Below are 26,440 nucleotides of genomic sequence, written 5' to 3'. Positions count from 1 at the left end.
GGTCGGCGCCGGTGTCGAGGTGCTCGGCCAGCCGCCGGGTCTGCTCGGCGAGGGCTTGCGGACTGCGGGCGCTCACCATCACCGGCACCGGACCCGCCGGTGCCGCCTGGACGGTGACCGGCGCGGGGTCGGGCTGTTCGAGGATGACGTGCGCGTTGGTGCCGGACACCCCGAACGCCGACACCGCCGCCCGCCGTGGACCCTCCCGCTCCGGCCACTCCACCGACTCGGTCAGCAGCGACAACGCACCCGCACTCCAGTCCACCTGAGACGACGGCGCCTCCACATGCAACGTCTTCGGCAACACCCCATGCCGCATCGCCAGAATCATCTTCACCACCCCGGCCACACCCGCCGCCGCCTGCGTATGCCCGATATTCGACTTCACCGCCCCCACCAACACCGGACGGCCCGCGTCACGCTGCCCATACGTCGCCAGCAACGCCTGCGCCTCGATCGGATCCCCCAACCGAGTCCCCGTCCCATGCGCCTCCACCACATCGATGTCAGCCACGCCCAGCCCCGCCACCGCCAGAGCCTGCCGGATCACCGCCTGCTGCGCCGGACCATTCGGCGCCGTCAACCCATTCGACGCCCCGTCCTGATTGACCGCCGACCCCTTCACCACCGCCAAAACATCCCGGCCATCAGCACGGGCCTGCGACAACGGCTGCAACACCAACACACCCGCACCCTCAGCCCACCCCGTACCATCCGCCGCATCCGCGAACGCCTTACACCGCCCGTCCGCAGCCAACCCACCCTGCCGAGAAAACTCCGCAAACACCCCCGGCGTCGCCATCACCGTCACCCCACCGGCCAACGCCATCGAACACTCCCCCGCCCGCAACGCCTGCGCCGCAAGATGAAGAGCCACCAACGACGACGAACACGCCGTATCCACCGTCACCGCCGGACCCTGCACCCCCAACACATACGACACCCGACCGGACAACACACTCGGCGACGTCCCCGTCAGCGCATAGCCCTCGGTGCTGCCGCTGTTTTCGTGCAGGCGAGGGCCGTAGTCCTGACCGGCGCCGCCGGTGAACACGCCGACGCTCTGACCGCGCAGCGACACCGGGTCGATCCCGGCCCGTTCCAAGGCCTCCCACGACGTTTCCAACAGCAGCCGCTGCTGCGGATCCATCGCGAGGGCCTCCCGCGGACTGATCCCGAAAAACTCCGCATCGAACAAGCCAGCGCCCGCCAGGAAACCACCCACCTGAGCGAACGGCGTGTCCTGCGGCAAATCCCAGCCACGATCCACCGGGAAACCACCGACCGCGTCACCACCGGACGCCAGCAGATCCCACAACTGCTCCGGCGACTCCACCCCACCCGGCAGCCGCACACCCACACCCACCACGGCGATCGGGTCGCCGTGCACCGTCACGGCCGGGGCCGCGGGGGCGGGGAGGTGCGCGCCGGTGAGTTCGGCGAGCAGGTGCGCGCCGAGCGCCGCCGGGCTGGGGTGGTCGAACACCACAGTGGACGGCAGGGCCAACCCGGTCGCACCGGCCAGCCGGTTACGCAGATCCACCGCGGTCAACGAGTCGAACCCGACGTCACGGAACGCCCGCTGCGCCTCCATCCGGCCACCGCCGCTGCCCAGCACGGCCGCGGCCTCGGCGCGGACCAGGGCGGTCACGGCGGTGAGGCGCTCGGCAGCGTCGAGGCCGGCCAGGCGGGCCTGCAGTCCGGTGGCGGTGGCGGCGTTGGTCGCGGCGCGCCGGACCGGTCCGACGACCTCGCGCAGCAGCGGCGGCACCGGGGTGGTGCGGGCGCGCCGCCGCAGCGTTGCCAGGTCCAGCGCGATCGGCACGACCATCGGGCGGGAGGCGGCGACGGCGGCGTCGAACAGGCGCAGGCCCGCGTCGAGGGTGAGCGCGGCGACACCGGCGGCGGCCATCCGGGCGAAGTCGGCGTCGGCGAGCGCGCCGGTCATGCCGCTGGGCTGCTCCCACAGGCCCCAGGCGAGGGAGACGGCGTGCTCGCCGGCCGCCCGGCGGCGAGCGGCGAGCGCGTCCAGGTAGGCGTTGGCCGCGGCATAGTTGCCCTGGCCGGGGGTGCCGAGGACGCCGGCCGCGGAGGAGAACAGCACGAACGCGGCGAGGTTGCGGTCGCGGGTGAATTCGTCGAGGTGCCGGGCGGCGTCCACCTTGGGTCGCAGCACGGTGTCGAGCCGTTCCGGGTCGAGCGCGCCGATCAGGCCGTCGTCGAGGACGCCGGCGGTGTGGATGACGGCGCTCAGGTCGGTGATGCCGTCGAGCAGTTTCCGCACCGCCGTACGGTCGGCGACGTCGCAGGCCAGGACGGTGGCCGTGACGCCGGCGGCGGTGAGTTCGGTGACCAGGTCGGCGGCCCCGGCGGCGGCCGGTCCGCGGCGGGACACCAGGATCAGGGACCGCACGCCGTGGGTGGTGACGAGGTGGCGGGCCAGGGCCGCGCCGAGGGTGCCGGTGCCGCCGGTGATCAGGACGGTGCCGTCGGGGCCGAGCGCCACGGCCGGGTCGGCGTCGAGGCGGGTGAGCCGGGGTGCGTGGAGTTCGCCGTCGCGCAGGGACACCTGGTTCTCCCCGGCGGCGGCTGCGGCGGTGAGCAGGCCGGTGACATCGTCCGGGTCGGTGCCGGCGGTGTCGGCGAGCAGCAGGCGTCCGGGGTGTTCCGACTGGGCGGAGCGGACGAGTCCGCCGACGGCCGCGGCGACCGGCCCGGTGCCGGTGGTGGCGACGATGAGGCGGGTGTCGTCGGCGAGCGCTTCCTGGACGGCGGTGAGGACGGTGGTGAGGGCGGCGCGCGGGTCGTCGTCGGGGGCTTCCGGTACGGCCAGCAGGTGCCAGGTGTCGTCGGCGCCCGCCGGGGTGACCGGGACGGGTGTCCAGTCGACGGCGTAGAGCGCGTCGGGCGTGGGCGCGTCCGCGCCGAGGTCGGCCGGGGCGGCGTGCACGGCGTCGGCGGTGAGCACGGGTTCGCCGGCCTGGTCGTCGATGCGCAGGGTCGCGCCGCCGTCGGGGGTGACGGTGAGGGTGACCCGGATGGTGGTGGCGCCGGTGGCGTGCAGAGCGACGTTGTGCCAGGCCGAGGGCACCGGGATGGTGTTCGGTGTGGCCGTGCCGAGGGGTGTGGCAGGGAAGAGCGGCGCGGCGGTGATGAGCGGGTGCAGGGCGGTGTCGAGCAGGGCCGGGTGCAGGCCCCAGCCGTCGGCGCGCAGGTCGCCGGGGAGGGTGATGTCGGCGTACGTGGTGGCGCCGCGCCGCCACACCGTGGAAGGGCCGTGCGGGGTGTCGACGCCGCGGGCGGTGAGCGCGTCGAGCAGGTCGTCCGGGTCGACGCGGCTCGCACCGGCGGGCGGCCAGGTGGTGCCCGGTTCGGGCCGGGTCGTGGTGCTGGACAGGGTGCCGGTGGCGTGCCGGGTCCAAGCCGTGTCGTGGTCGGTGCGGGCGTGCACGCTGACGGTGCGCCGGCCGGCGTCGTCCGGGGCGGTGACGGTGACCTGCAGGCGCACCGCGTCGCCGCGGGGCCGGGCGAGTGGCCGGTCGATGTCGAGGTGGTCCAGGTGCGGGCAGCCGACGTGGTCTCCGGCGTGCAGGGCCAGGTCGACGAGCACGGCGGTGGGGACGACTGCCGCTTCGGCGAGCCAGGGCTGGGCGCCGCGGGCGATGCGGCCGGTGAGCACGACGCCGCCGGTGGCGGGGGTGTCCACCGCGGCGGACAGCAGCGGATGGCGGACGGCTTGTTGCCCGCTGCCGACCGGGTCGCCGGTGGCCGACGGCAGCAGCCAGTAGGGCTGGTGCTGGAAGGCAGTGGTAGGCAACGCCACCCGCCCCGCATCCACCGGGATGAACGCCCCCAAGTCGACCTCGACACCCCGCACGAACAACTCCACCGCCGAAGCCAGCAACCGCTCCCGGCCCCCCTCACCCCGACGCAACGTGCCACCCACCACCACACCCGGCAACACCTCCGACACCGCACCCGTCAACACCGGATGCGAACTCACCTCCACAAACACCCCGAAACCCTGCCCACCCAACGCCGCAACAGCATCAGCAAACAACACCGGACAACGCAGATTCCGCACCCAATACCCAGCATCCAACGGCCCCTCAACCCAACAGCCATCCACCGACGAAAACCACGGAATCCCAGGCGCCCGCGTACCCACCATCACACCCGCCAACTCACCAGCCACCACATCCACCAACGACGAATGCGACGCATAATCCACCGGCAACACCCGCGCCCGCACCCCCGCCGCCTCAAACCCCTCCCACAAACCAGCAAGCACCACCGGATCCCCCGCCAACACCGTCGACGACGGCGCATTCACCACCGCCACCTCAACACCCTCAGGCAACACCAACTCCCCCACCGGCAACGCCACCGACAACATCCCACCCCGCCCCGCCAACGACCCCGCAATCACCCGACTACGCAACCCCACCACCCGCGCACCATCCACCAACGACAAAGCACCCGCCACCACCGCCGCCGCGATCTCCCCCTGCGAATGCCCCACCACCGCATCCACCCGCAAACCCAACGACTCCCACACCGCCGCCAACGACACCATCACCGCCCACGACACCGGCTGCACCACCTCAACCCGATCCAAACCACCCCCCGACCGAATCACCCCCAACAAATCCACAAACGGCTCCAACACCACCGCACACTCAGCCATCCGCTCCGCGAACACCGGCACCGACAACAACTCCGCACCCATCCCCACCCACTGCGCACCCTGACCCGGAAACACCAAAACCGTCCGACCATCCGCAGACGCCCGCACCCCAGCAATCGCCTGCAGGCCGGCAACCGCGGCGGCGCGGTCGCCGGCGGTCACGACGGCACGGTGCTCCCACCGGCTCCGCGAGGCCCAGAGCGAGGCGGCAGCCGCGGCCAGGTCATCGGGCAGGTTCGCGGCGAGCCGGTGCGCCTGCGCCGTGAGAGCCTGCGAGCTACGGGCGGTCACCACCAACGGCACCGCCGCCTCGACCGGTGGGGCCGGCACGGGGGCCACGACCGGGCCCTGTTCCAGGATCAGGTGCGCGTTGGTACCGGACACCCCGAACGACGACACCGCGGCACGGCGCGGACGATCGGTGTCCGGCCAGGGTTGCGGGTCCGTGAGCAGCGCGACGGCACCGGCCGACCAGTCCACTTTCGACGATGGGGTGCCGACGTGCAGGGTGCGCGGCAGCACCCCATACCGCATCGCCAACACCATCTTCACCACACCAGCCACACCCGCCGCCGCCTGCGCATGACCGATATTCGACTTCAGCGACCCCAACCACAACGGCCGCGCAGGGTCACGGTCCCGCCCGTACGTGGCCATCACCGCCTGCGCCTCGATCGGATCCCCCAACGTGGTCCCCGTACCATGCGCCTCCACCGCATCCACCTCGGACGCACCAAGCCCCGCATTGGCCAACGCCTGAGCGATCACCGCCTGCTGAGCAGGACCGTTCGGGGCAGTCAACCCATTGGACGCACCGTCTTGGTTGACGGCGCTGCCGCGCAGCACGGCGAGCACATCCCGGCCCTGCGCGACGGCCTCGGAGAGGCGTTGCAGCACCACCACGCCGACGCCCTCGGACCAGCCGGTGCCGTCCGCGTCGTCGGAGAACGACTTGCACCGGCCGTCGGCGGCCAGGCCGCGCTGGCGGGAGAACTCGGTGAACACCTGCGGGGTGGCCATCACCGTGGCGCCGCCGGCCAGCGCCATGCCGCATTCACCGGACCGGATCGCCTGCGCGGCCAGGTGCATCGCGACCAGCGAGGACGAGCAGGCGGTGTCCACGGTGACCGACGGTCCCTGCACGCCCAGCACGTAGGAGACCCGGCCGGTGGCGACGCTGCCCGTGGTGCCGGTGGCGAACAGTCCTTCCAGGTCGTCGACGTCGGCGCCGGTGCCGTAGTCGTGGTACATCAACCCGGTGAACACGCCGACCTGTGCGCCGCGCAGCGACGCCGGGTCGATGCCCGCCCGTTCCAGTGCCTCCCACGAGGTCTCCAGCAGCAGCCGCTGCTGCGGATCCATCGCCAACGCCTCCCGCGGGCTGATCCCGAAGAACTCCGCGTCGAAACCGGCCGCGTCGTGCAGGAAGCCGCCGTGCCGCGTGTACGAGGTGCCGGGGGTCGCCGGGTCCGCGTCGTAGAGCCGGTCGAGGTCCCAGCCGCGGCCGGTTGGGAACGTGCTGATCGCGTCGCCGTCGCGCAGCAGCAGGTCCCACAGGTCGTCCGGGCCGGTGACCCCGCCGGGCAGGCGCAGGCCCACGCCGACGATGGCGATCGGGTCGTCGCCGGTGGCGCCCGCCGGATTCGCCGGCAGGGTGGCGGCGAGCGCACCGGTGAGCTGCTCGTGCAGGTGCGCGGCGAGCGCCGCGGCGGTGGGGAAGTTGAAGACGACGGTGGGTGCCAGCGTGACGCCGGTCGCGGCGGTGAGGCGGTTGCGCAGGTCGACGGCGGCGAGGGAGTCGAAGCCGGCGTCCCGGAACGGTTGCCCGGCGCCGAGCGTGTCGCCGCCTAGCACGACCGACGCCTCGGCACGGATCAGGTCGGTGAGCGCGGCGATGCGGCGGGCGGTGTCCATCGCCGCGAGCCGGTCGATCATGGTCGGTGCGGACGATGCCGCCGGCGCCGGTCCCGCCGGGGCGGCGGGCCGCACCAGGTCGCGCAGCAACGCCGGGACGAGGGCGCCCGGCCGGCGCAGAGCGGCCAGGTCGAGCACCAGCGGCGCCAGCACGGCCCGGTCCGCGGTGGCCGCGGCGTCGAGCATGCGCATGCCCGCGGCCACGTCGATCGGGCCGAGGCCGGTGCGGGCGAGCCGCGCCGTCGCGGCGGCGTCGAGGTGCCCGGTCATGCCGGTGCCCGGCTGGTTCCAGATTCCCCACGCGAGGGACACCGCGGGGTGTCCGGCGGCGCGGCGTCCGGCGGCGAGCCCGTCGAGGTACCCGTTCGCCGCCGCGTAGTTGGCCTGGCCGGCCCCGCCGAGCATGCCGGACACGGAGGAGAACAGGATGAACGCGTCCAGCGGCAGGTCGCGGGTGAGTTCGTCGAGGTGCCGTGCCGCGTCGGCCTTGGGCCGCCAGACGGCGGCGAGCCGCTCGGCGTCCAGGGCGGTGGCGGCGCCGTCGTCGAGGATCCCGGCGGCGTGCACGACGGCGGTCAGCGGGGCGGCGTCCGGTACCCGGGCGAGCAGGTCGCGGACGGCGTCGCGGTCGGAGACGTCGCACGCCACGATGTCCACGGCCGCGCCGTGCCCGGTCAGGTCGGCGCGCAGCCGGTCGGCGGAGTCCGCGGCCGGGCCGCGGCGGGAGGCGAGCAGTACGCTGCGCACGCCGAGGTCGGCGACGACGTGCCGGGCGACGGCCGCGCCGAGCGAGCCGGTGCCGCCGGTGATCAGCACGGTGCCGGCCGGGTTCAGCCACGGCCCGTCGCCGCCGGTGGTGCGGCGCAGGCGGGGCGCCCGGACGGCGCCGTCGCGCACGGCCAGGTGCGGCTCGTCGCCGGCGACCGGCACCGGTTCACCGCTCGCGACGCCGTCGACCAGCAGGATCCGGCCCGGGTGCTCGGTCTGCACGCTGCGCACCAGTCCGTGCACCGCCGCGGCGGCCGGCTCGGCGGCGGCGTTGCGGGTGGTCACCGCGAGGCGGTCGGCCTGCCGCGCCTCGTCGCGCAGGAAGCCCTGCAGGCGTTCCAGGACCTCGGCCGTGATGGCGAGGGCGGGGCCGTCCGGGACGGCCAGCACGGACCAGGGCGACGAGGTGGCAGCGTCGGCGCGCAGCGGCGGCATGGCGACGAACTCCGCGCCGGCCACCGGCCGCTCCTCGATCGCGTAGAGCGGCGCGGCGGTGTGCAGCCGTCCGCGGGGGGTCTCGCGCAGGGTCAGCGATTCGATGGTCAGCACCGGGGCGCCCGCCGCGTCGGTGATGTCCACCCGGTGGGCGCCGTCCGGGGCGGGGCTCATCCGTACCCGGACGTGGTCGGCGCCGGTGGCGTGCACGGCGACGCCGGCGAAGGCGAACGGCATCCGCAGGCCGCCGATGCCCGGCGCACCGCCCGGACCGGACAAGCGCGGACCGGACAAGCCCGGATCCGACAAGCCCGGATCCGACAGGCCCAGGCCGGCCAGGTGCAGGGCGGCGTCGAGCAGGGCCGGGTGCACGGTCATCGCGTCGGCGACCGGGCCGGGCAGCGTCACCTCGCCGTACCGGATGTCGCCGTCGGACCAGGCCGCGGTGAGCCCGCGGAACACGGGTCCGTAGTGGTAGCCCCGCTCGGCGAGGTCCGGGTAGAAGCCGTCCAGGCCGGTTTCGGTCGCGCCGGCCGGCGGCCACGCGGACGCGGTTCCCGGTACGGGCATGGTGGCGGTCAACCGCCCGGCGGCGTGCCGGGTCCACTCGCCGTCGTCGCCGCCGCGGGAGTGGACAGTCACGTCGCGTCCACCGTCGTCGTCCGCCGCACCGAGCACCACCTGCACTCGCCGGTTCTCGCCGGTGGTCAGCGGCAGCGGCGTCTCGACGACGAGTTCACCGATCGCCGGGGTTCCGGTGTGCCGGCCCGCCTCGATCGCCCATTCGGCGAACGCGGCGCCGGGCACCAGGACGGCCCCGTCGATGACGTGGTCGGCCAGCCACGGCTGCGCGGCGGTGGACACCAGCCCGGTGAGGGTGAGGCCACCGGAGCCGGGCGACTCCACCAGCGCGCCGAACACGGGGTGGGCGGAGCGTTGCAGGCCCACCCGGGCCACGTCGGCGACCGGGGCGGGGGCGAGCCAGTAGCGGCGTGTCTGGAACGCGGTGGTGGGCAGTGGCAGCGGGCGCTGCGGCGCGGGCGCGAGCGCGGCCAGGTCGACGTGGTGGCCGCGGACGTGCAGCGCGGCGACGGCACGCAGGGCGGTGACCGCCTCGGGATGTTCGCGGCGGGTCAGCGGCACGGCGTTACGGTCCAGCGCGGCGGCCATCGGGGTGAGGGCCGCGTCCGGGCCGATTTCCAGGAGGGTGTCCGCTTCGGCGGCCCGCACCGCGGCGGCGAACCGGACCGGCTGGCGGACCTGCCGCACCCAGTGTCCGGGGTCGGTCAGGTCCGCGTCCGGCTCCACGGTGGACACCACCGGGATGGCCGGTGGGCGCAGGCGCAGACCGGCGACGACGGACCGGAAGTCCTCCAGCATCGGCTCCATCAGCACGGAGTGGAACGCGTGGTCGACGCTCAGCCGCCGGGTCCGGCGGAAACCCGCCGCCACGGCCAGCACCGCGTCCTGCGCCCCGGAGATGACGACCGCTTCCGGGCCGTTCACCGCGGCGATCGACACCTGCGGGGTCAGCGCCGCGGCGACGTCGTTTTCCGGCGCGGCGATCGCCACCATCGCGCCGCCCGGCGGCAGGGCGGCCATCAGGGCGCCGCGCGCGGCGACCATGGTGACCGCGTCGCCGAGGTCCAGCACCCCGGCGACGTGCGCGGCGGCGATCTCGCCCAGCGAGTGCCCGACCAGCACGCGCGGGCGCACCCCGAGGGACCGGACCAGCCGGTACGCCGCAACCTCGAAGGCGAACAGCCCCGCCTGGGCGTACGCGGTGCCGTCCAGGTCCCGTCCGGTACGCACCGCCGTGCGCAGACCGGCCAGGTGCGGTTCGAACGCGGCACAGACCGCCTCGTACGCGTCCGCGAACACCGGGAACGCCGCGGACAACTCGCCGCCCATCCCGGCGCGCTGCGCACCCTGACCGGTGAACAGCAGGCCGACGCCGCCGGTGCGAGCCGGGTCCAGCACGCCGCGGACGGCGCCGCGCAGATCCCGCAGGGCGGCGCAGGCGTGCGCGGCGTCGGCGGCCACCACCACCGCGCGGTGTTCCCAGCCGGGCCGGGACGCGACAAGCGCGCCGGCGAGCGCGGGCAGCGACTCGCCGGCGTCCAGGGCGTCGGCGATCCGGGCCGCCTGGGCGTCCAGGGCCGTCGCGGAGCGGGCCGACACCGCGACCGGCACCAGCCCGGCGGGCGGCATCGGCGGCTGCGGCGACGGGCCGGCGGGTGGGCCCTGCTCGATGATGACGTGGGCGTTGGTGCCGCTGATACCGAACGATGACACCGCCGCCCGGCGGGCCCGGCCGGCCGGTTGCCACGCCTGTTCCTCGGTGAGCAGCCGCACGTCGCCGCCGGTCCAGTCCACCTGGGACGTCGGCGCGTCCACATGCAGGGTGCGGGGCAGGATCCCGTACCGCATCGCGAGGACCATCTTGATCACACCGGCGACACCCGCGGCGGCCTGCGCGTGCCCGATGTTGGATTTGAGCGAACCGAGCCACACCGGTCCGGACCCGTCGCGGTCCTGGCCGTAGGTGGCGAGCACCGCCTGCGCCTCGATCGGGTCGCCGAGCCGGGTGCCGGTGCCGTGCGCCTCCACGGCGTCCACATCGCAGGTTCGCAGGCCGGCGTTCGTCAGCGCCTGTGCGATGACGGCCTGCTGCGCGGGGCCGTTCGGGGCGGTCAGCCCGTTGGACGCGCCGTCGGAGTTGACCGCGCTGCCGCGCAGCACGGCGAGGATCTCCCGGCCCTGCGTGCGGGCCTGTGACATGCGCTGCAGCACGAGCACGCCGACGCCTTCGGCCCAGCCGGTGCCGTCGGCGCCCTCGGCGAAGGACTTGCACCGGCCGTCCGGGGCCAGGCCGCGTTGCCGGGAGAACTCGACGAACGGCATCGGGGTGGCGAGCACGTTGACGCCTCCGGCCAGCGCCGTGGTGCATTCTCCGGCGCGCAGCGCCTGCGCGGCCAGGTGCAGCGCCACCAGCGACGACGAGCAGGCGGTGTCGATGGTGACGGCCGGGCCCTGAGTGCCGAGCACGTACGCGACCCGTCCGGAGACGACGCTGGCGGAGGTCCCGGTCAGCACGTAGCCCTCGGTGCCGGGATCCGCGTCCCCGCCGTACCCCGGTCCCCCGCCGTATCCCTGGGCGAGCGCGCCGAAGAACACGCCGGTACGGCTGCCGCGCAGCGACACCGGGTCGATGCCGGCGCGTTCCAGGGCTTCCCACGACGTCTGCAGCAGCAGGCGCTGCTGCGGGTCCATCGCCATCGCCTCGCGGGCGGAGATGCCGAAGAACGCGGAGTCGAACAGGGCCGCGTCGTCGAGGAAACCGCCGTGCCGGGCGTACGACGTGCCGGGCGCGTCCGGGTCCGCGGCGAACAGGGTGTCCAGGTCCCAGCCGCGGTCGCGGGGGAACTCGCTCATCGCGTCGGTTCCGGAGCGCAGCAGGTCCCACAGCTCGTCCGGGCCGGTGACGCCGCCGGGCAGCCGCACCCCGAGACCGACGATGACCACCGGGTCGTCGGCCGGGACCGCCACCGCTGCCGGGTCGCTGTCCGGCGTGACACCGGTTCCGTACAGCTTCTCGTGCAGGTGCTCGGCGAGCGCCGCCGGGTTGGGGTGGTCGAAGGCCACGGTGGCGGGCAGGGTGAGGCCGGTGCGCGCGGCGAGCCGGTTGCGCAGTTCGACCGCTGTCAGCGAGTCGAAGCCGACGTCCCGGAAGGCTCTCGTGTCGGCGAGCCCGGCACCGCCGCCGAGCACCACCGCGGCTTCGGCGCGGACGAGGGCCGCCAGTTCGCCGATCCGCTCGGCGGGGGTCAGGCGCGCCAGGTGGTGGATCCGGGCATCACCGGCGGCGGCCGGGGCGGTCCGCGCGGTGCGGCGAACCCGCCCGGCGAGCCCGCTCAGCATCGGGGCGAGCGAGCCGGCGGCGGCCTGCTCGCGCAGCGCCGCGGTGTCCGGCACGACCGAGGTCAGCGCCGGGTGCGCGCAGCGCAGGGCCGCATCGAAGGCGGCCAGCGCGGCGGCGGTGGGCAGCGCGCCGATGCCGGTGGTGCGGGCCATCCGGCGCAGGTCGGCCTCGCCGAGGTGGCCGGTCATGCCGCTGGCGTCGGCCCACAGCCCCCACGCGATCGAGGTGGCCGGCCGGCCCGCGGCGCGGCGGCGCTGGGCGAGGCCGTCCAGGAAGGCGTTGGCGGCGGCGTAGTTGCCCTGCCCGGCGTTGCCGAGCACCCCGGCGGCCGACGAGAACAGCACGAACGCCGCCAGGTCGAGGTCGCGGGTCAGGTCGTCGAGGTGCACGGCGGCGTCCACCTTGGGGCGGAACACGGTGTCCACGCGGGCGGCGGTGAGCGCGGTGACGACTCCGTCGTCCAGGATGCCGGCGGCGTGCACCACGGCGGTCAGCGGCGCGTCGCCGGGCACCGCGGCGAGCAGGGCACGCACCTGGTCACGGTCGGCGGTGTCGCAGGCCATGACGGTGACCCGCGCGCCGCGGGCGGTCAGGTCGTCGACCAGTCCGGCGGACTGTGGTGTGGCGCCGCGCCGGGACGCCAGCAGCAGGCGCCGGACGCCGTGCGACTCGACCAGGTGGCGGGCGACGATGCCGCCGAGGGTGCCGGTGCCGCCGGTGATCAGCACCGTCCCGTCCGGGTCCAGTGGTCGTGGGACGGTCAGCACGTTCTTGCCGATGTGCAGGCCCTGGGCCATGTGCCGGAACGCCTCCGGCGCGCGCCGGATGTCCCAGGCGGTGACCGGGCTGAGCCGCAGCACGCCGTCGTCGAACAGGGCGACCAGGCCGGCCAGCATCGCACCGATCCGCTGCGGGGCGAGTTGCAGCAGGTCGTACGCCTGATAGGCGACTCCCGGGTGGGCCCGCGCGACCTCCCCCGGGTCGCGGATGTCGTTCTTGCCCATCTCCAGGAACCGGCCGCCGCGGGGCAGCAGGCGCAGCGTCGCGTCGACGAACTCGCCGGCCATCGAGTCGAGCACCACGTCCATGCCGAGGCCGCCGGTGGCGTGGTGGAATTCGGTCTCGAACGCGAGGCTGCGCGAGCTGGCGATGTGCGCGTCGTCCAGGCCCATGGCGCGCAGCACGTGGTGCTTGCCGGGGCTGGCCGTGGCGTACACCTCGGCGCCCCGGTGCCGGGCGATCTGCACGGCCGCCATGCCCACCCCGCCCGCGGCGGCGTGCACCAGGACCCGCTCGCCGGGTTGCAGCGCGGCCAGGTCGACCAGGCCGTGCCAGGCGGTCAGGAACACCGCCGGCATGGACGCCGCCTGCTCGAACGACCATCCCGGCGGGACCGGCACGAGGCTTGCCGCGTCGGCGACCGCGATGTCGCCGAACCCCCGCACGAACATGCCCATCACCGGGTCGCCCACCGCCAGGCCGGTGACGCCGGGGCCGGTCTCGACCACCACGCCGGCGCCTTCGCCGCCCATCCGGGCGGTGCCGGGGCGCATGCCGAGGCCGGTGAGCACGTCGCGGAAGTTCAGCCCGGCCGCCCGCACCGCGAGGCGGACCCGGCCCGGTGCCAGCGGTTCGGCGAGTTCCGGGCAGGGTGCCAGCACGAGGCCGTCGAGGGTGCTGCTGCCGGTGGTGTCCAGGATCCACGGTTCGCCGGCGCCGGGAAGGGACAGTTCGTCGCGGTCGGCGGGCGTCATGCGCGGCACCAGCAGGGCGCCGCCGCGCCGGGCCACCTGTGGTTCGCCGACGGCGAGCACGCCACCCACATCGGCGGCCTCCAGACCGGCGGCGGGGGCGTCGAGGTCGGCCAGGACGATCCGGCCGGGATTCTCGCTCTGCGCCACCCGGACCAGGCCGCCGACAGCGGCGGCGACCGGGTCGGTGTCGTCGCCGGCCGCGGTGGGCACGCCGTGCCGGGTGGTGACCAGCAGCGTGGTGTCCTGCCACGCCGGGTCCGCGAGGTACGCCTGCAGCACCGCCAGCACATGCGTGACGGCGGCGCGGGCACGCTCCGGCTCGTCGCCGCCCGGTTCCGCGCCGCTCGCCGCGGGCGCCGACACGTCGAGGTGCAGGACGGCGACGTCCGCCGGGGCGAGACCGGCCAGATCGGCGGCGGCGTGCACCCGCCGCACCACGCCTGCGGGGGCGGTCGGGGCAGCCGGGGCGGACGACGGTGCGGGTTGCCAGCTCAGCGCGTACAGCGGGGCCGGGGCCGCGGCGGGTGCGGCGGTGAGCGGCCCGGCGGGCCGGGTGACGACCGAGCCCACGGTGAGCAGCGGCGCGCCGGTGACGTCGAGCATCTGCACGGCGCTGCCACCCTCGGGGGCGGGCGCGACCCGCACGCGGGCGGTGTCGGCGGCGGTGGCGTGCACGACCACCCGGTTCCAGGCGAACGGCAGCAGGATCTCGTCGACGCCGTCGATCAGCAGGGCGTGCAGGGCCGCGTCGAGCAGCGTGGGCGCGACGGCGAACCCGGCGGGGGCGGTAGGCACGGCTAGTTCGGCGTAGACCTCGTCACCCCGGCGCCAGGCCGCGGTCAGGCCCCGGAACGCGGGCCCGTACTGGTAGCCGGTCGCGGCGAGGCGTTCGTACAGGTCGTCCACGGGCATGGCGACCGCGCCGGCGGGCGGCCATGCGGCAGTCTCCTCCTCGGGTGCGGCCGGGGCATCGGCGGCGGGGGCGTCGGCGAGCACACCGGCGGCGTGCCGCGTCCACGGGTGGTCGCCGTCGGCGGGCCGGGAGTGGATGCCCACGGCCCGGCGCCCGGTGTCGTCGGCCGGGTCCACGACGACCTGGAGGCGGAGCGTCCCGGCGGCCGGCAGCGCCAGCGGCGCCTCGATCACCAGTTCCTCCACCGCCGCGCAGCCGGCCTGATCACCGGCCTGCACGGCCAGCTCGACAAGCGCGGCGCCGGGCACCAGCACCACACCCGCGACGGTGTGGTCGGCCAGCCACGGCTGGGTGGCCACGCCGAGCAGGCCGGTCAGCACGACCGTGTCCGAGCCGGCGGTGTGCACCGCGGCGCCCAGCAGCGGATGCGGCAGCGCGGACTGCCCCACGGCGGCCGGGTCGCCCGCGGCCGACGGCGCCGCCCAGTAGCGGTCCCGCTGGAACGCGGTGGTCGGCACGTCGGCCAGGCGCGACACGGCCGGGGTGAACGCGGCGAGTCCCGCCGGTGCGCCGTGCACGTGCAGCGCGGCGGCCGAGCGCAGGAACCGGGCCCGGTCGCCGTCGTCGCGGCGCAGCGTGCCGCCGACGAACGCGCCGGTTGTCGCGGTGGTGTCCAGGGTCTCCTGCACCGCGGCGGTGAGCACCGGGTGCGAGCTGATCTCCAGGAAGACGTCGTGGTCCCGGGCGGCCAGTTCGCGTACGGCCTGCTCGAACCGGACCGGCGCGCGCAGGTTGCGGAACCAGTACCCGGCGCCCGGCGGCTCGCTCACCCAGGCGAGGTCCACCGTGGAGAACCACGGCACGGTGGGCGCGGTCGCGGTCACGCCGTCCAGCGCCGCGATCAGCTCCGCGCGGACCGACTCCACGTGCGCGCTGTGCGAGGCGTAGTCGACCGGCACCCGCCGGGTCCGCACGCCGCGGTCGCGGTGGGCGGCCTCGATGCGGGCGAGCGCGTCGGGGTCGCCCGCGAGCACCGTGGCGGCCGGGGAGTTGACCACGGCGATCTCGACCCCGTCGGGGAGGTCGAGGTCGGCGGCGGGCAGCGCGATCGACAGCATGCCGCCGCGTCCGGCGAGCGACCGGGCGATGATCTGGCTGCGCAGCGCCACGATCCGGGCGCCGTCGGCCAGCGACAGCGCGCCGGCGACGACCGCGGCGGCGATCTCTCCCTGCGAGTGGCCGACAACCGCGTCCGGGTGCACGCCGCCGGACTGCCACAGCGCCGCGAGGGACACCATGACGGCGAACGAGGCGGGCTGGACCACGTCGACCCGGTCCAGGGCCGGGGCGTCCGCGGCGCCGCGCAGCACGTCGGTCACCGACCAGTCCACGTGCGGCGCGAGCGCTTCCTCGCACGCGGCCAGCCGCGCGGCGAACGCGGGCGCCTCGTCGAGCAGGCGCGCGCCCATGCCCGCCCACTGTGCGCCCTGCCCCGGGAAGACCCACACCGAGCGGCCGGCCCCGCCCGCTCGTGCCTCGCCGGTGACCGCCGCGGCGACCGGTTGCCCGTCCGCGAGCGCGCGCAGGTCGGCCGCGGCGGCGCGGGCGTCGTCGGCGAGCACCACGGCGCGGTGTTCCCACGCCGCCCGGGTGCGCAGCAACGCGTCGGCGACCGCCCCGAGGTCCACGTTCGGGTCGGCGTCGAGGTGGTCGGCGAGGCGGGCGGCCTGGGCGGCCAGCCCGGTGGCGGTGCGCGCGGAGACCGCCAGCGCGACCACCCCGGGCGCCGGCCCGGCGGGCGCGGGATCCGCCGGTGCGGGCGGCTCTTCGAGGATCACGTGCGCGTTGGTGCCGCTGATGCCGAACGACGACACCCCCGCCCGCCGCGGACGCCCCACCGCCGAAGGCCACACCACCGCCTCGGTCAGCAACCGGACCGCCCCCGACGACCAATCCACCCGCGACGACGGCACACTCACATGCAAAGTGCGCGGCAGCACCCCATGCCGCATCGCCTCAATCATCTTGATCACACCGGCCACACCCGCCGCCGCCTGGGTATGCCCCAGATTCGACTTCAGCGAGCCCAGCCACACCGGCGCACCCTCACGACCCCGCCCGTACGTGGCCAGCAACGCACCGGCCTCAATCGGGTCACCCAACCGAGTACCCGTGCCATGCGCCTCCACCGCATCCACATCGGAGGTTCGCAGGCCGGCGTTCGCCAGGGCCTGCGCGATCACCGCCTGCTGCGCCGGACCGTTCGGGGCGGTGAGCCCGTTGGACGCGCCGTCCTGATTGACCGCGCTGCCGCGCAGCATCGCGAGGACCGGCCGCCCGGCCGCGACCGCGTCGGACAACCTCTGCAGGACCAGCACACCGGCGCCCTCGGACCAGCCGGTGCCGTCGGCGTCGTCGGAGAACGCCTTGCAGGTGCCGTCCGGCGACAGGCCGCCCTGCCGGTCGAACTCCACGAAGATGCCCGGCGACGACATCACCGTGACACCACCGGCCAGCGCCATGGCGCATTCGCCCGAGCGCAGCGCCTGCGCGGCCAGGTGCAGGGCGACAAGCGACGACGAACATGCGGTGTCCACGGTGACCGCTGGGCCCTGAGCGCCGAGCAGGTAGGAGACCCGGCCGGACAGCACGCTCAGCGACGACCCGGTCAGCCCGAAACCCTCACCGTCGCCGGAACCCTCGGCCAGCCGGGCACCGTACTCCTGCGCCATCGCGCCCAGGAACACCCCCAGCGAGGCCCCCGCCAACGACGACGGGTCAACCCCGGCCCGCTCCAGAGCCTCCCAGCACGTCTCCAGCACCACCCGCTGCTGCGGATCCATCGCCCGCGCCTCACGCGGCGAGATCCGGAAGAACCCGGCGTCGAAGTCGGCCGCATCGCTCAGGAATCCACCGCCGCGCCCGGACTGCAGAATCGCCGGATCCCAGCCCCGGTCCGACGGGTACGCCGACATCACGTCGCGACCGTCGGACAGCAGCGACCACAGCGCCGCGGGCGAATCCACGCCACCCGGATACCGGCAGCCCATGCCCACCACCACGATCGGGTCGTCGGCATCCGGCGCGGACGACGGCGCCGGGGCGGGCGCCGGAGATGTCTCACCAGTCGCGGGAGTCGTCTCGCCGATCAGGTAGGTGGCCAGCCGCGCCGGGGTGGGGTGGTCGAACACCACGGTGGCCGGCAGCCGCAGCCCGGTGGCGCGGGCCAGCCGGTTGCGCAGTTCGACCGAGGTCAGCGAGTCGAATCCGGCTTCCCGGAATTCGCGGTCCACCACGATGGCCGACGGGGACGGGTGGCCGAGCACCGCGGCAGCCTCGGCCCGCACGAGCTGGCGCAGGTCGGTGCCCGCCGCGGCGGCTGCCGGCGTTGCGGGGGCGGCGCCGGCGGCCGTGGCCCGCACGGCCGGTGTGCGCGGTGCCGGGGCCAGGTCGTGCAGCAGCGCCGCCGCGCCCGCCCGGGCGCGGATCGCGGCGCGGTCGACGTGGGCGGCCACGACGTGCGCATCGTACGCGGCGAGGGCGGCGTCGAACATCGCCAGGCCGTCGGCGGCGGTGTGCGGCGGCAGCCCGAGGGCCCGCATGCGCCGCACGTCGTTGCCGGACAGCGTGGCCGCCATCCCCTCCGGCCCGGCCCACATGCCCCAGGCCAGCGAGGTCGCGGGCAGGCCGAGGCCCCGCCGGTGCTCGGCCAGCGCGTCCAGGAAGGTGTTGGCGCCCGCGTAGTTGCCCTGTCCGGCGCCGCCGAGGACACCGACGACGGAGGAGTACAGCACGAACGCCGCGAGGTCGTGGTCGCGGGTCAGGTCGTGCAGGTGCCAGGCGGCGTCCACCTTGGGGGTGAGCACGGTGTCCAGGCGCCCGCGGGTGAGCGCGGTCAGCACGCCGTCGTCGAGCACCCCGGCGGCGTGCACCACCGCCGTCAGCGGATGCGCCGCCGGGACACCGGCGAGCAGGGCGGCGAGGGCGGCGCGGTCGGCGATGTCGCAGGCGGCCACCCGGACGTCGGCGCCCAGCGCGGTGAGCTCGGCGGTCAGCGCGGCAGCGCCGGGAGCCTCCGGTCCGCGGCGCGAGGCCAGCACCAGGTGCCGGACTCCGCGGGCGGCGACGAGGTGGCGGGCGAGGCCGGCGCCCAGCCCGCCGGTGCCGCCGGTGATCAGCACGGTGCCGGCCGGGTCGAGTCCGCGCGGCAGCGTCAGGACGATCTTGCCGGTGTGCCGGGCCTGGCTCATGAACCGGAACGCGTCACCGGCGCGGCGGATGTCGAAGGTGCGGACCGGCAACGGGGTGAGCACCCCGGCGGTGAACAGCCGCAGCAGGTCGGCGGTCATCTCCGCGATCACGTCGGGGTCGACGTCGAACAGGTCGAACGCCCGGTAGTCGACGCCGTCGACGTCGTCACGGACGTCGGTCTTACCCATCTCCAGGAAGCGGCCGCCGTCGCTCATCAGCGACAGCGACGCGTCGATGAACTCGCCCGCGAGGGAGTTGAGCACCACGTCGACCGGGCGCCCGCGGAGCGCCCCCGCGAACGTCCGGGCGAACTCGGTGGTCCGCGACGAGGCGATGTGGTCGTCGGGCACACCGAGGCCGCGCAGCACGTCCCACTTGCCGGCGCTCGCGGTGGCGAACACCTCCGCGCCCAGGTGCCGGGCGATCTGGACGGCGGCCATGCCCACCCCGCCGGCGGCGGCGTGCACCAGTACGGTCTCGCCCGGCCGCACCCGGCCCAGGCGGGTCAGCGCGTAGCAGGCGGTGAGGAACACCGACGGAACCGACGCCGCGGTCTCGTCGGTCCAGCCGGAGGGGCGTACGGCGAGGTAGCGCTCGTCGACGACGGCGTGCGAGCCGAGCCCGGCGTCGGTCAGGCCGAAGACCCGGTCGCCGGGACGCAGCACGCGGACGTCCGGTCCGGTCTCCTCGACCACGCCGGCGACCTCGATGCCCAGCGGCGCCGCGGGTCCCGGGTACATGCCGAGCGCGTTGAGCACGTCTCGGAAGTTCAGCCCGCCCGCGGTGACCCGGACCCGGACCTGCCGGCCCTGCGGCGGCGTTGCCGCTGACGGCGTCAGCGCGAGCGCGTCGAGCCGGCCCTTCTCCCGGGTGTCCAGGCGCCACGGCGCCCCGGCGGGCACCGGCAGCGCCGGGCCGGAGGCGGCCGGGCGCAGCCGCGCCACGAACAGGTCGCCGCCGCGCACCGCGAACTGCGGCTCGCCGCTGTCGTCCGCGGCGGCGACGATCTCGGCGAGCGGCGGGTCGGCACTGTCATCGGCGTCGAGGAGCAGGAACCGGCCGGGGTTCTCGGTGGCTGCGGTGCGCACCAGCCCCCACACGGTGCCGGCGGCGACGTCGGTGACCGTGTCGTCGGCGGTGGCGGCGATCGCGCCGCGGGTGACGAACAGCAGCCGGGAGTCCGCCCACCGCTCGTCGGTGAGGGCCTGCTGCATCAGGCGCAGTGCGCGGGCGGCGAGCGCGTGCGCCGACGCGGGGACGTCGTCCGCGTCGCCGTGCACGTCGACCAGCACGACGTCGGCGGCGCCGGTCAGGTCGTCACCGGCGGTGGTGCACGAGGGCGCTTCGGGCGCGTCGCCGAGCGGCGGGACGGGTTGCCAGGTCACCCGCAGCAGCCCGTCCGCGGCGGAGGGGACGGCGGCCGGGCGCATCGCCAGCGCGCCGACCGAGACGACCGGCATGCCCGCGGCGTCGGTGGCGGTCAGCGCGACGGTGCCGGGGCCGGTGGTGGTCAGCGCGACCCGCAGGGTGGTGGCGCCGGACGCGTGCAGCGCGACGTCGGCCCAGGAGAACGGCAGCAGGCCGCTGCCGAGGTCCACGCCCGCGATCACCGAGGCGTGCAGGGCGGCGTCGAGCAGCGCCGGGTGGATGCCGAAGGAACCCGCGTCGCGCGCCGGGCCGGGCAGGGTGACCTCGGCGAACACGTCGTCGTCGCGCCGCCAGGCGCGGTGCAGCCCGCGGAACTGCGGGCCGTAGCGGTAGCCGGTCCCGGCGAGCGCGTCGTAGAAGCCGTCCAGACCGACCTCGGCGGCGCCGTCCGGTGGCCACATCTGCGGCGCGGCGGCGGGCGGTTCGGCGTCCGCGACAAGCGTGCCGGTGGCGTGCGTGGTCCACGGCTGCGGCGCGTCGCCGGCCGGGCGGGAGTGCACCGAGACCACCCGCGAGCCGTCCTCGTCCGCGCCGGACAGCAGCACCTGCACGGTCACCGCGTCGTGCTCGCCGAGCACCAGCGGGGCGCCCAGGGTGAGTTCCCGCACCCCGGCGCACCCGGTCTGCTCGGCGGCGTGCAGCACGATCTCCAGGAATCCGGTCGCCGGGAACAGCACGCTCCCGCCGATCAGGTGGCCGGTCAGCCACGGGTGGGTGTGCCGGCCGAGGCGCCCGGTGAACAGCGTGCCGCCGGTGTCGGCGAGGGAGGTCGCGGCGCCGAGCAGCGGGTGCCGGGCGGTGGTCAGGCCGATTCCGGCGGCGTCCGCGGCCGGCGGGTCCTGCCAGTAGCGCTGCCGCTGGAACGGGTACGGCGGCAGCGCCACGGTCCGCGCTCGCGCGCCGGCCACCCCCGCGCCGGCCAGCAGCGCGGCGAGGTCCACCGGGACCCCGGCCACGTGCAGGGCGCCCAGCGCGGCGGCGACCGCGGCCGGCTCGTCGTGGTCGCGGCGCAGCACCGGCACCACGGGCACGTCGTCGCCCAGCGACTCGGTGGCCATCGGGGACAGCACCGCGTCCGGCCCGAGCTCCACGAACACCCCGGCGCCCTCGGCAGCCAGCGTGGTGATCCCGTCGGCGAACCGGACCGCCGCGCGCGCGTGCCGGACCCAGTGCTCCGGGTCCGCCCACTCGCCGGTCACCGGCCGCCCGGTCAGGGTGGACACCGCGGGCAGCCGCGGCGGGTGGAACGTGAGCCCGGACAGCACCGACCGGAACTCCGCCAGCATCGGGTCCATCAGCGCCGAGTGGAACGCGTGACTGACGGACAGCCGCCGGGCGTGCGGGAACCGGTCGGCGACCGCCCGCACGGCGGCCTCGGCGCCGGCGATGACGACCGATTGCGGCCCGTTGACCGCGGCGATGCCGACGTCCTCGGACAGCAGCGGCGCGACGTCGGCTTCGCTCGCCCGCAGCGACACCATCGCGCCACCGGCCGGTAGCGCCTGCATCAGGGCGCCACGGGCCGATACGAGCGTGGCGGCGTCGGCCAGGGACAGCACCCCGGCGACGTGCGCGGCGGTGATTTCCCCGATCGAGTGGCCCGCGACGTGAGCGGGGCGCACGCCGAACGACTCGGCGAGCCGGAACAGCGCCACCTCCAGCGCGAACAGCGCGGGCTGGGCCGCCGCGGTGCGGTTCAGCGCGTCCGGGTCCGTGCCCCACATCACCTCGCGCAGGCCCGGCTCCAGGACGGCGAGCGCCTCGTCGAACGCGGCGGCGAACACCGGGAAGCGCCGGTGCAGTTCGCGGCCCATGCCGAGCCGCTGCGAGCCCTGACCCGCGAACATCACCGCGGTGGCCGGCGGCGTGGCGGGCGCGGCGCCGCGGGCGATCTCGGTGACCGGTCCGTCGGCGCGGGCCAGCAGGGCGGCGCGGTGCCGGTAGGAGGCCCGGCCGGTGAGCAGCGTCGCCGCGGCGTCCACCGGCGCGATCCCGCCGGTGACCGCGTCGCTCACCCGGGCGATCTGCGCCCGCAGGGCCTCGGGAGTGCGCGCGGACACCACCAGCGGTACGGGTCCGGCCGCAGCGTCCGCTGGTGCCGGGTCGGCCGGTGCGGGCGGCTCTTCGAGAATGACGTGCGCGTTGGTGCCGCTGATGCCGAACGACGACACCCCCGCCCGCCGCGGACGCCCCACCGCCGAAGGCCACACCACCGCCTCGGTCAGCAACCGGACCGCCCCCGACGACCAATCCACCCGCGACGACGGCACACTCACATGCAAAGTGCGCGGCAGCACCCCATGCCGCATCGCCTCAATCATCTTGATCACACCGGCCACACCCGCCGCCGCCTGGGTATGCCCCAGATTCGACTTCAGCGAGCCCAGCCACACCGGCGCACCCTCACGACCCCGCCCGTACGTGGCCAGCAACGCACCGGCCTCAATCGGGTCACCCAACCGAGTACCCGTGCCATGCGCCTCCACCGCATCCACGCCGGACGCGGGCACGCCTCCGTCCGCGAGGGCCTGCGCGATCACCGCCTGCTGCGCCGCGCCGCTCGGCGCGGTCAGGCCGTTGGACGCGCCGTCGGAGTTCACCGCGGAACCGCGGACCACGGCCAGCACCGGCCGCCCGGCCGCCACCGCGTCGGAGAGCCGTTGCAGGACCAGCACACCCGCACCCTCGGACCAGCCGGTGCCGTCGGCATCGTCGGAGAACGAGCGGCACCGGCCGTCCGGCGACAGGCCGCCCTGCCGGTCGAACTCCACGAAGATGCCCGGCGACGACATCACGGTCACGCCGCCCGCGAGCGCCAGCGCGCATTCGCCCGAGCGCAGCGCCTGCACCGCCATGTGCAACGCCACCAGCGACGACGAGCACGCGGTGTCCACCGTGACCGCCGGGCCGCGCACACCCAGCACATAGGACACCCGGCCGGACAGCACACTCAGCGACGACCCGGTCAGCCCGAAACCCTCACCGTCGCCGGAACCCTCGGCCAGCCGGGCACCGTACTCCTGCGCCATCGCGCCCAGGAACACCCCCAGCGAGGCCCCCGCCAACGACGACGGGTCAACCCCGGCCCGCTCCAGAGCCTCCCAGCACGTCTCCAGCACCACCCGCTGCTGCGGATCCATCGCCCGCGCCTCACGCGGCGAGATCCGGAAGAACTCCGCGTCGAAGTCGGCCGCATCCGCCAGGAATCCACCGCCGCGGCCGGTGGCCAGCACACCCGGATCCCAGCCGCGGTCGGTCGGCAGGTCGGACACCACGTCGCGACCGTCGGACAGCACCGACCACAGCGCCTCGGGCGAATCCACACCGCCCGGGTAGCGGCAGCCCACCCCGACCACCACCACGGGGTCGTCGACCTGGGCCGTGACGGCCGTTGCCGCGGAAACGCCGGAGGACGGCACGGCCGCCGGGCCCCCGCGCAGATGGGCGGCGAGCCGTGCCGGGGTGGGGTTGTCGAAGACCACGCTGGTGGTCAGCGGCACCCCGGCGGAGGCGCCGACCCGGCCGATCAGGTCGACCAGCATCGCGGAGTCGAAGCCCAGGTCGTGGAACGTCTCGTCGATCGCCACGTCGCCGACGCCAAGGACTGTCGCGCAGCTACGGCGCACGAGAGCCTCGTGGTCCACGCCGGACGCGACCACCGCAGCGGGGACGGCCGGCGCGGGCCCGGCCGGGACCGGGACGGACGCGACGGCCGGGACCGCGTCGTCCGGCCAGTACCGGGCACGCTGGAACGCGTACGTCGGCAGGTCCACCCGCCGCCCGGAGGGGTGGACGGCGGCCGGGTCGACGCCGCCGGTCGCGACGCCCAGCTCCGCCACCGAGAGCAGGAACCGGTCCGGGCCGCCGTCGCCGCGGCGCAACGTGCCGACGGCGCTGACCGGGACGCCCGCCGCGGCGGCGCTGTCGCGCACCGCGCCGAGCAGCACCGGATGCGCGCTGACCTCGATGAATTCGGTGAAGCCGTCGCGCAGGAGGGCGGCCGTGGCACCGGCGAAGTCCACCGTCTCGCGCAGGTTGCGGGCCCAGTAGACGCCGTCGAGCGCGGTGGCGCCGAGCAGATCCGCGGTCACCGTGGAGTAGAACGGCACGGCCGCCGGCCGCACGGCGACGTCGCCCAGTTCCGCGATGAGCGGTTCGAGGACGGGCTGCACCATCGGCGAGTGCGAGGCATACCGGATCGGCACCCGCCGGACGCGGATCTGCTCGGCGGCGCAGGCGTCGGCGAAGGCGTCGAGCGCCTCGACGTCACCGGAGACGGTGACCGCGCCCGGACCGTTGACCGCGCCCACCCCGAGCCGCCCGCGCCACCCCGCGAGACGCGCGTGGACGGCCTCGGCGTCCAGCGCGACCGACAGCATGCCGCCGGCGGCGGTCGGCTCGGCGGCGGCCACGAGCCGGCTGCGGATCGCGGTGATCCGCGCGCCGTCGGCCAGGCTGAGCACACCGGCGACGCAGGCCGCGGCGATCTCGCCCTGCGAGTGCCCGACCACTGCGGCGGGTTCCACGCCGCGCGCGCGCCACACCGCGGCGAGGGCCACATTGACCGCCCACAGCACCGGCTGCACGACGTCCGTACGGTCCAGGTGTGCGGGGTCCGCGGCCCGCAGCACGGCCCGCACGGAGAAGCCGGTCCATGGCGCGAGGGCCTCGTCGCAGGCGGCGAGCGCCGTCGCGAACGCCGGATCGTCCAGCAGACCGGCCGCCATGCCCGGCCATTGGGTGCCCTGGCCGGGGAAGACGAAGACCGGCCGGGCCGGTTCGCCGCGGCCGGTCGCGCCGGTGGCCAGGGTGATCCGGGGGTCGGGTGCGCCGGTCGCGAGCGCCCGTAGCGACTCGACCAGGCCGGCCCGCCCGGTGCCGACGACCCCGGCCCGGACACCGAGGACGGCACGGGTGGTGGCCAGGGACGCCGCCACGTCCGGCAACGTCTGGTCGGTACGGGCCTCGACGTGCTCGGCGAGCCGCGCCGCCTGTGCCCGTAGCGCGGCCTCGGTGTGCCCGGACAGCGTCAGCAGCACCGGCCCGTGCCGCACCGGCCCGTCAGGGGCGGGGGCGGCCTCCGGGGCGGGCGCGGCCGGGGCCGCGGCGACGATCACGTGGGCGTTGGTGCCGCCCAGGCCGAACGAGGACACCCCGGCCAGCGGGCCGTCCGGGCGTTCCGGCCAGGGCATGAGTTCCCGGACCACGCGCAGCCGCCAGTCGTCGAAGCGGATGCGCGGGTTCGGCGTCGCGAAGTTCAGGCTCGGCGGCAGCGCCCGGTGGGACACCGCCAGCACCGTCTTGAGCAGACCGACGATGCCGGCCGCGCCCTCCAGGTGGCCGACGTTGGTCTTCGCCGAGCCGACCCACAGCGGATCTCCGGCCGCCCGGCCGCCGTGCGCGGCGCCGAGCGCGGCGGCTTCCACGGGGTCGCCGACGCGGGTGCCGGTGCCGTGCAGTTCGACGTACTGCACCGCGGCCGGGTCGATCCCGGCGCGGCGGGCGGCGGCCCGGACCACCCGTTCCTGAGCGGCGGCGCCGGGCGTGGTGAGCCGGGTGGTGTGTCCGTCCTGGTTGACCGCGCTGCCGCGGATCACGCCGTACACGTGGTCGCCGTCGCGGACCGCGCCGGCCAGCGGTTTGAGCACCAGCAGCACGCCGCCCTCGCCCCGGACCATGCCGTTGGCCCGCGCGTCGAACGTCCAGCAGCGCCCGTCGGGCGACAGCGCGCCGAGTTCGGCGATCGCCGCCGTGCTGTCCGCCGCGAGGTTCAGTTGCACGCCGCCGACCAGGGCGGCGGCCGATTCGCCCTGGCGGATGCTCTCGCAGGCCAGATGCACGGCGACCAGGCCGGAGGACTGGCCGGTGTCCACCGTCATGCTGGGCCCGGACAGGCCCAGCCGATGCGACAGCCGGTTCGCCACGATGCTGCGGTTGCCGCCGAGCAGCGCGTGGTGCCCGGCCGTGGCGCCGGAGCGGTGACGCAGCACCGACCAGTCGTCCGCGGTCACGCCGACGTACACCCCGACGGCGGCGTCGCGCAGCGAGTCCGGGGCGATCCGGGCGTGCTCCAGCGCCTCCCAGCCGAGCTCCAGCATCAGGCGCTGTTGCGGGTCCATGGCGTGGGCCTCGGCCGCGCCGATGCCGAACAGGTCCGCGTCGAAGCCGGCCACGTCGTCGAGGTAGCCGCCGCGGCGGGGCAAGCCCGGCGTGGCCGGGTATTCCCGGCCGCCGGGCACCGGGGCGACGGCGTCCACACCGTCGCGCAGTAGCGTCCAGAACGCGTCCGGCCCGTTGGCGCCGGGCAACCGGCACGCCATTCCGACCACCGCGATGGCGCCGGGGAGACCCCGATCGACGCGTGCCAT

1 protein-coding gene (running past one end of the window) is annotated in these 26,440 nt (G+C 75.6%); it reads right to left on the bottom strand.

The genetic code is table 11. The features are described from left to right. Positions 1 to 26,440: the 5' portion of a type I polyketide synthase gene (locus IEY73_RS33305; protein ID WP_229715420.1), read on the bottom strand. The gene continues 14,789 nt to the left of window position 1, outside the view; the window shows 26,440 of its 41,229 coding nt (coding positions 1-26,440); it begins with the start codon at positions 26,438 to 26,440; the stop codon falls past the left edge of the window.

The organism is Mangrovihabitans endophyticus, from assembly GCF_014646155.1.
Taxonomy (GTDB): Bacteria; Actinomycetota; Actinomycetes; order Mycobacteriales; family Micromonosporaceae; genus Actinoplanes; species Actinoplanes endophyticus.
The sequence above is the reverse complement of the archived record's forward strand: the minus strand, read 5'-3'. Positions and strand labels throughout refer to the sequence as shown.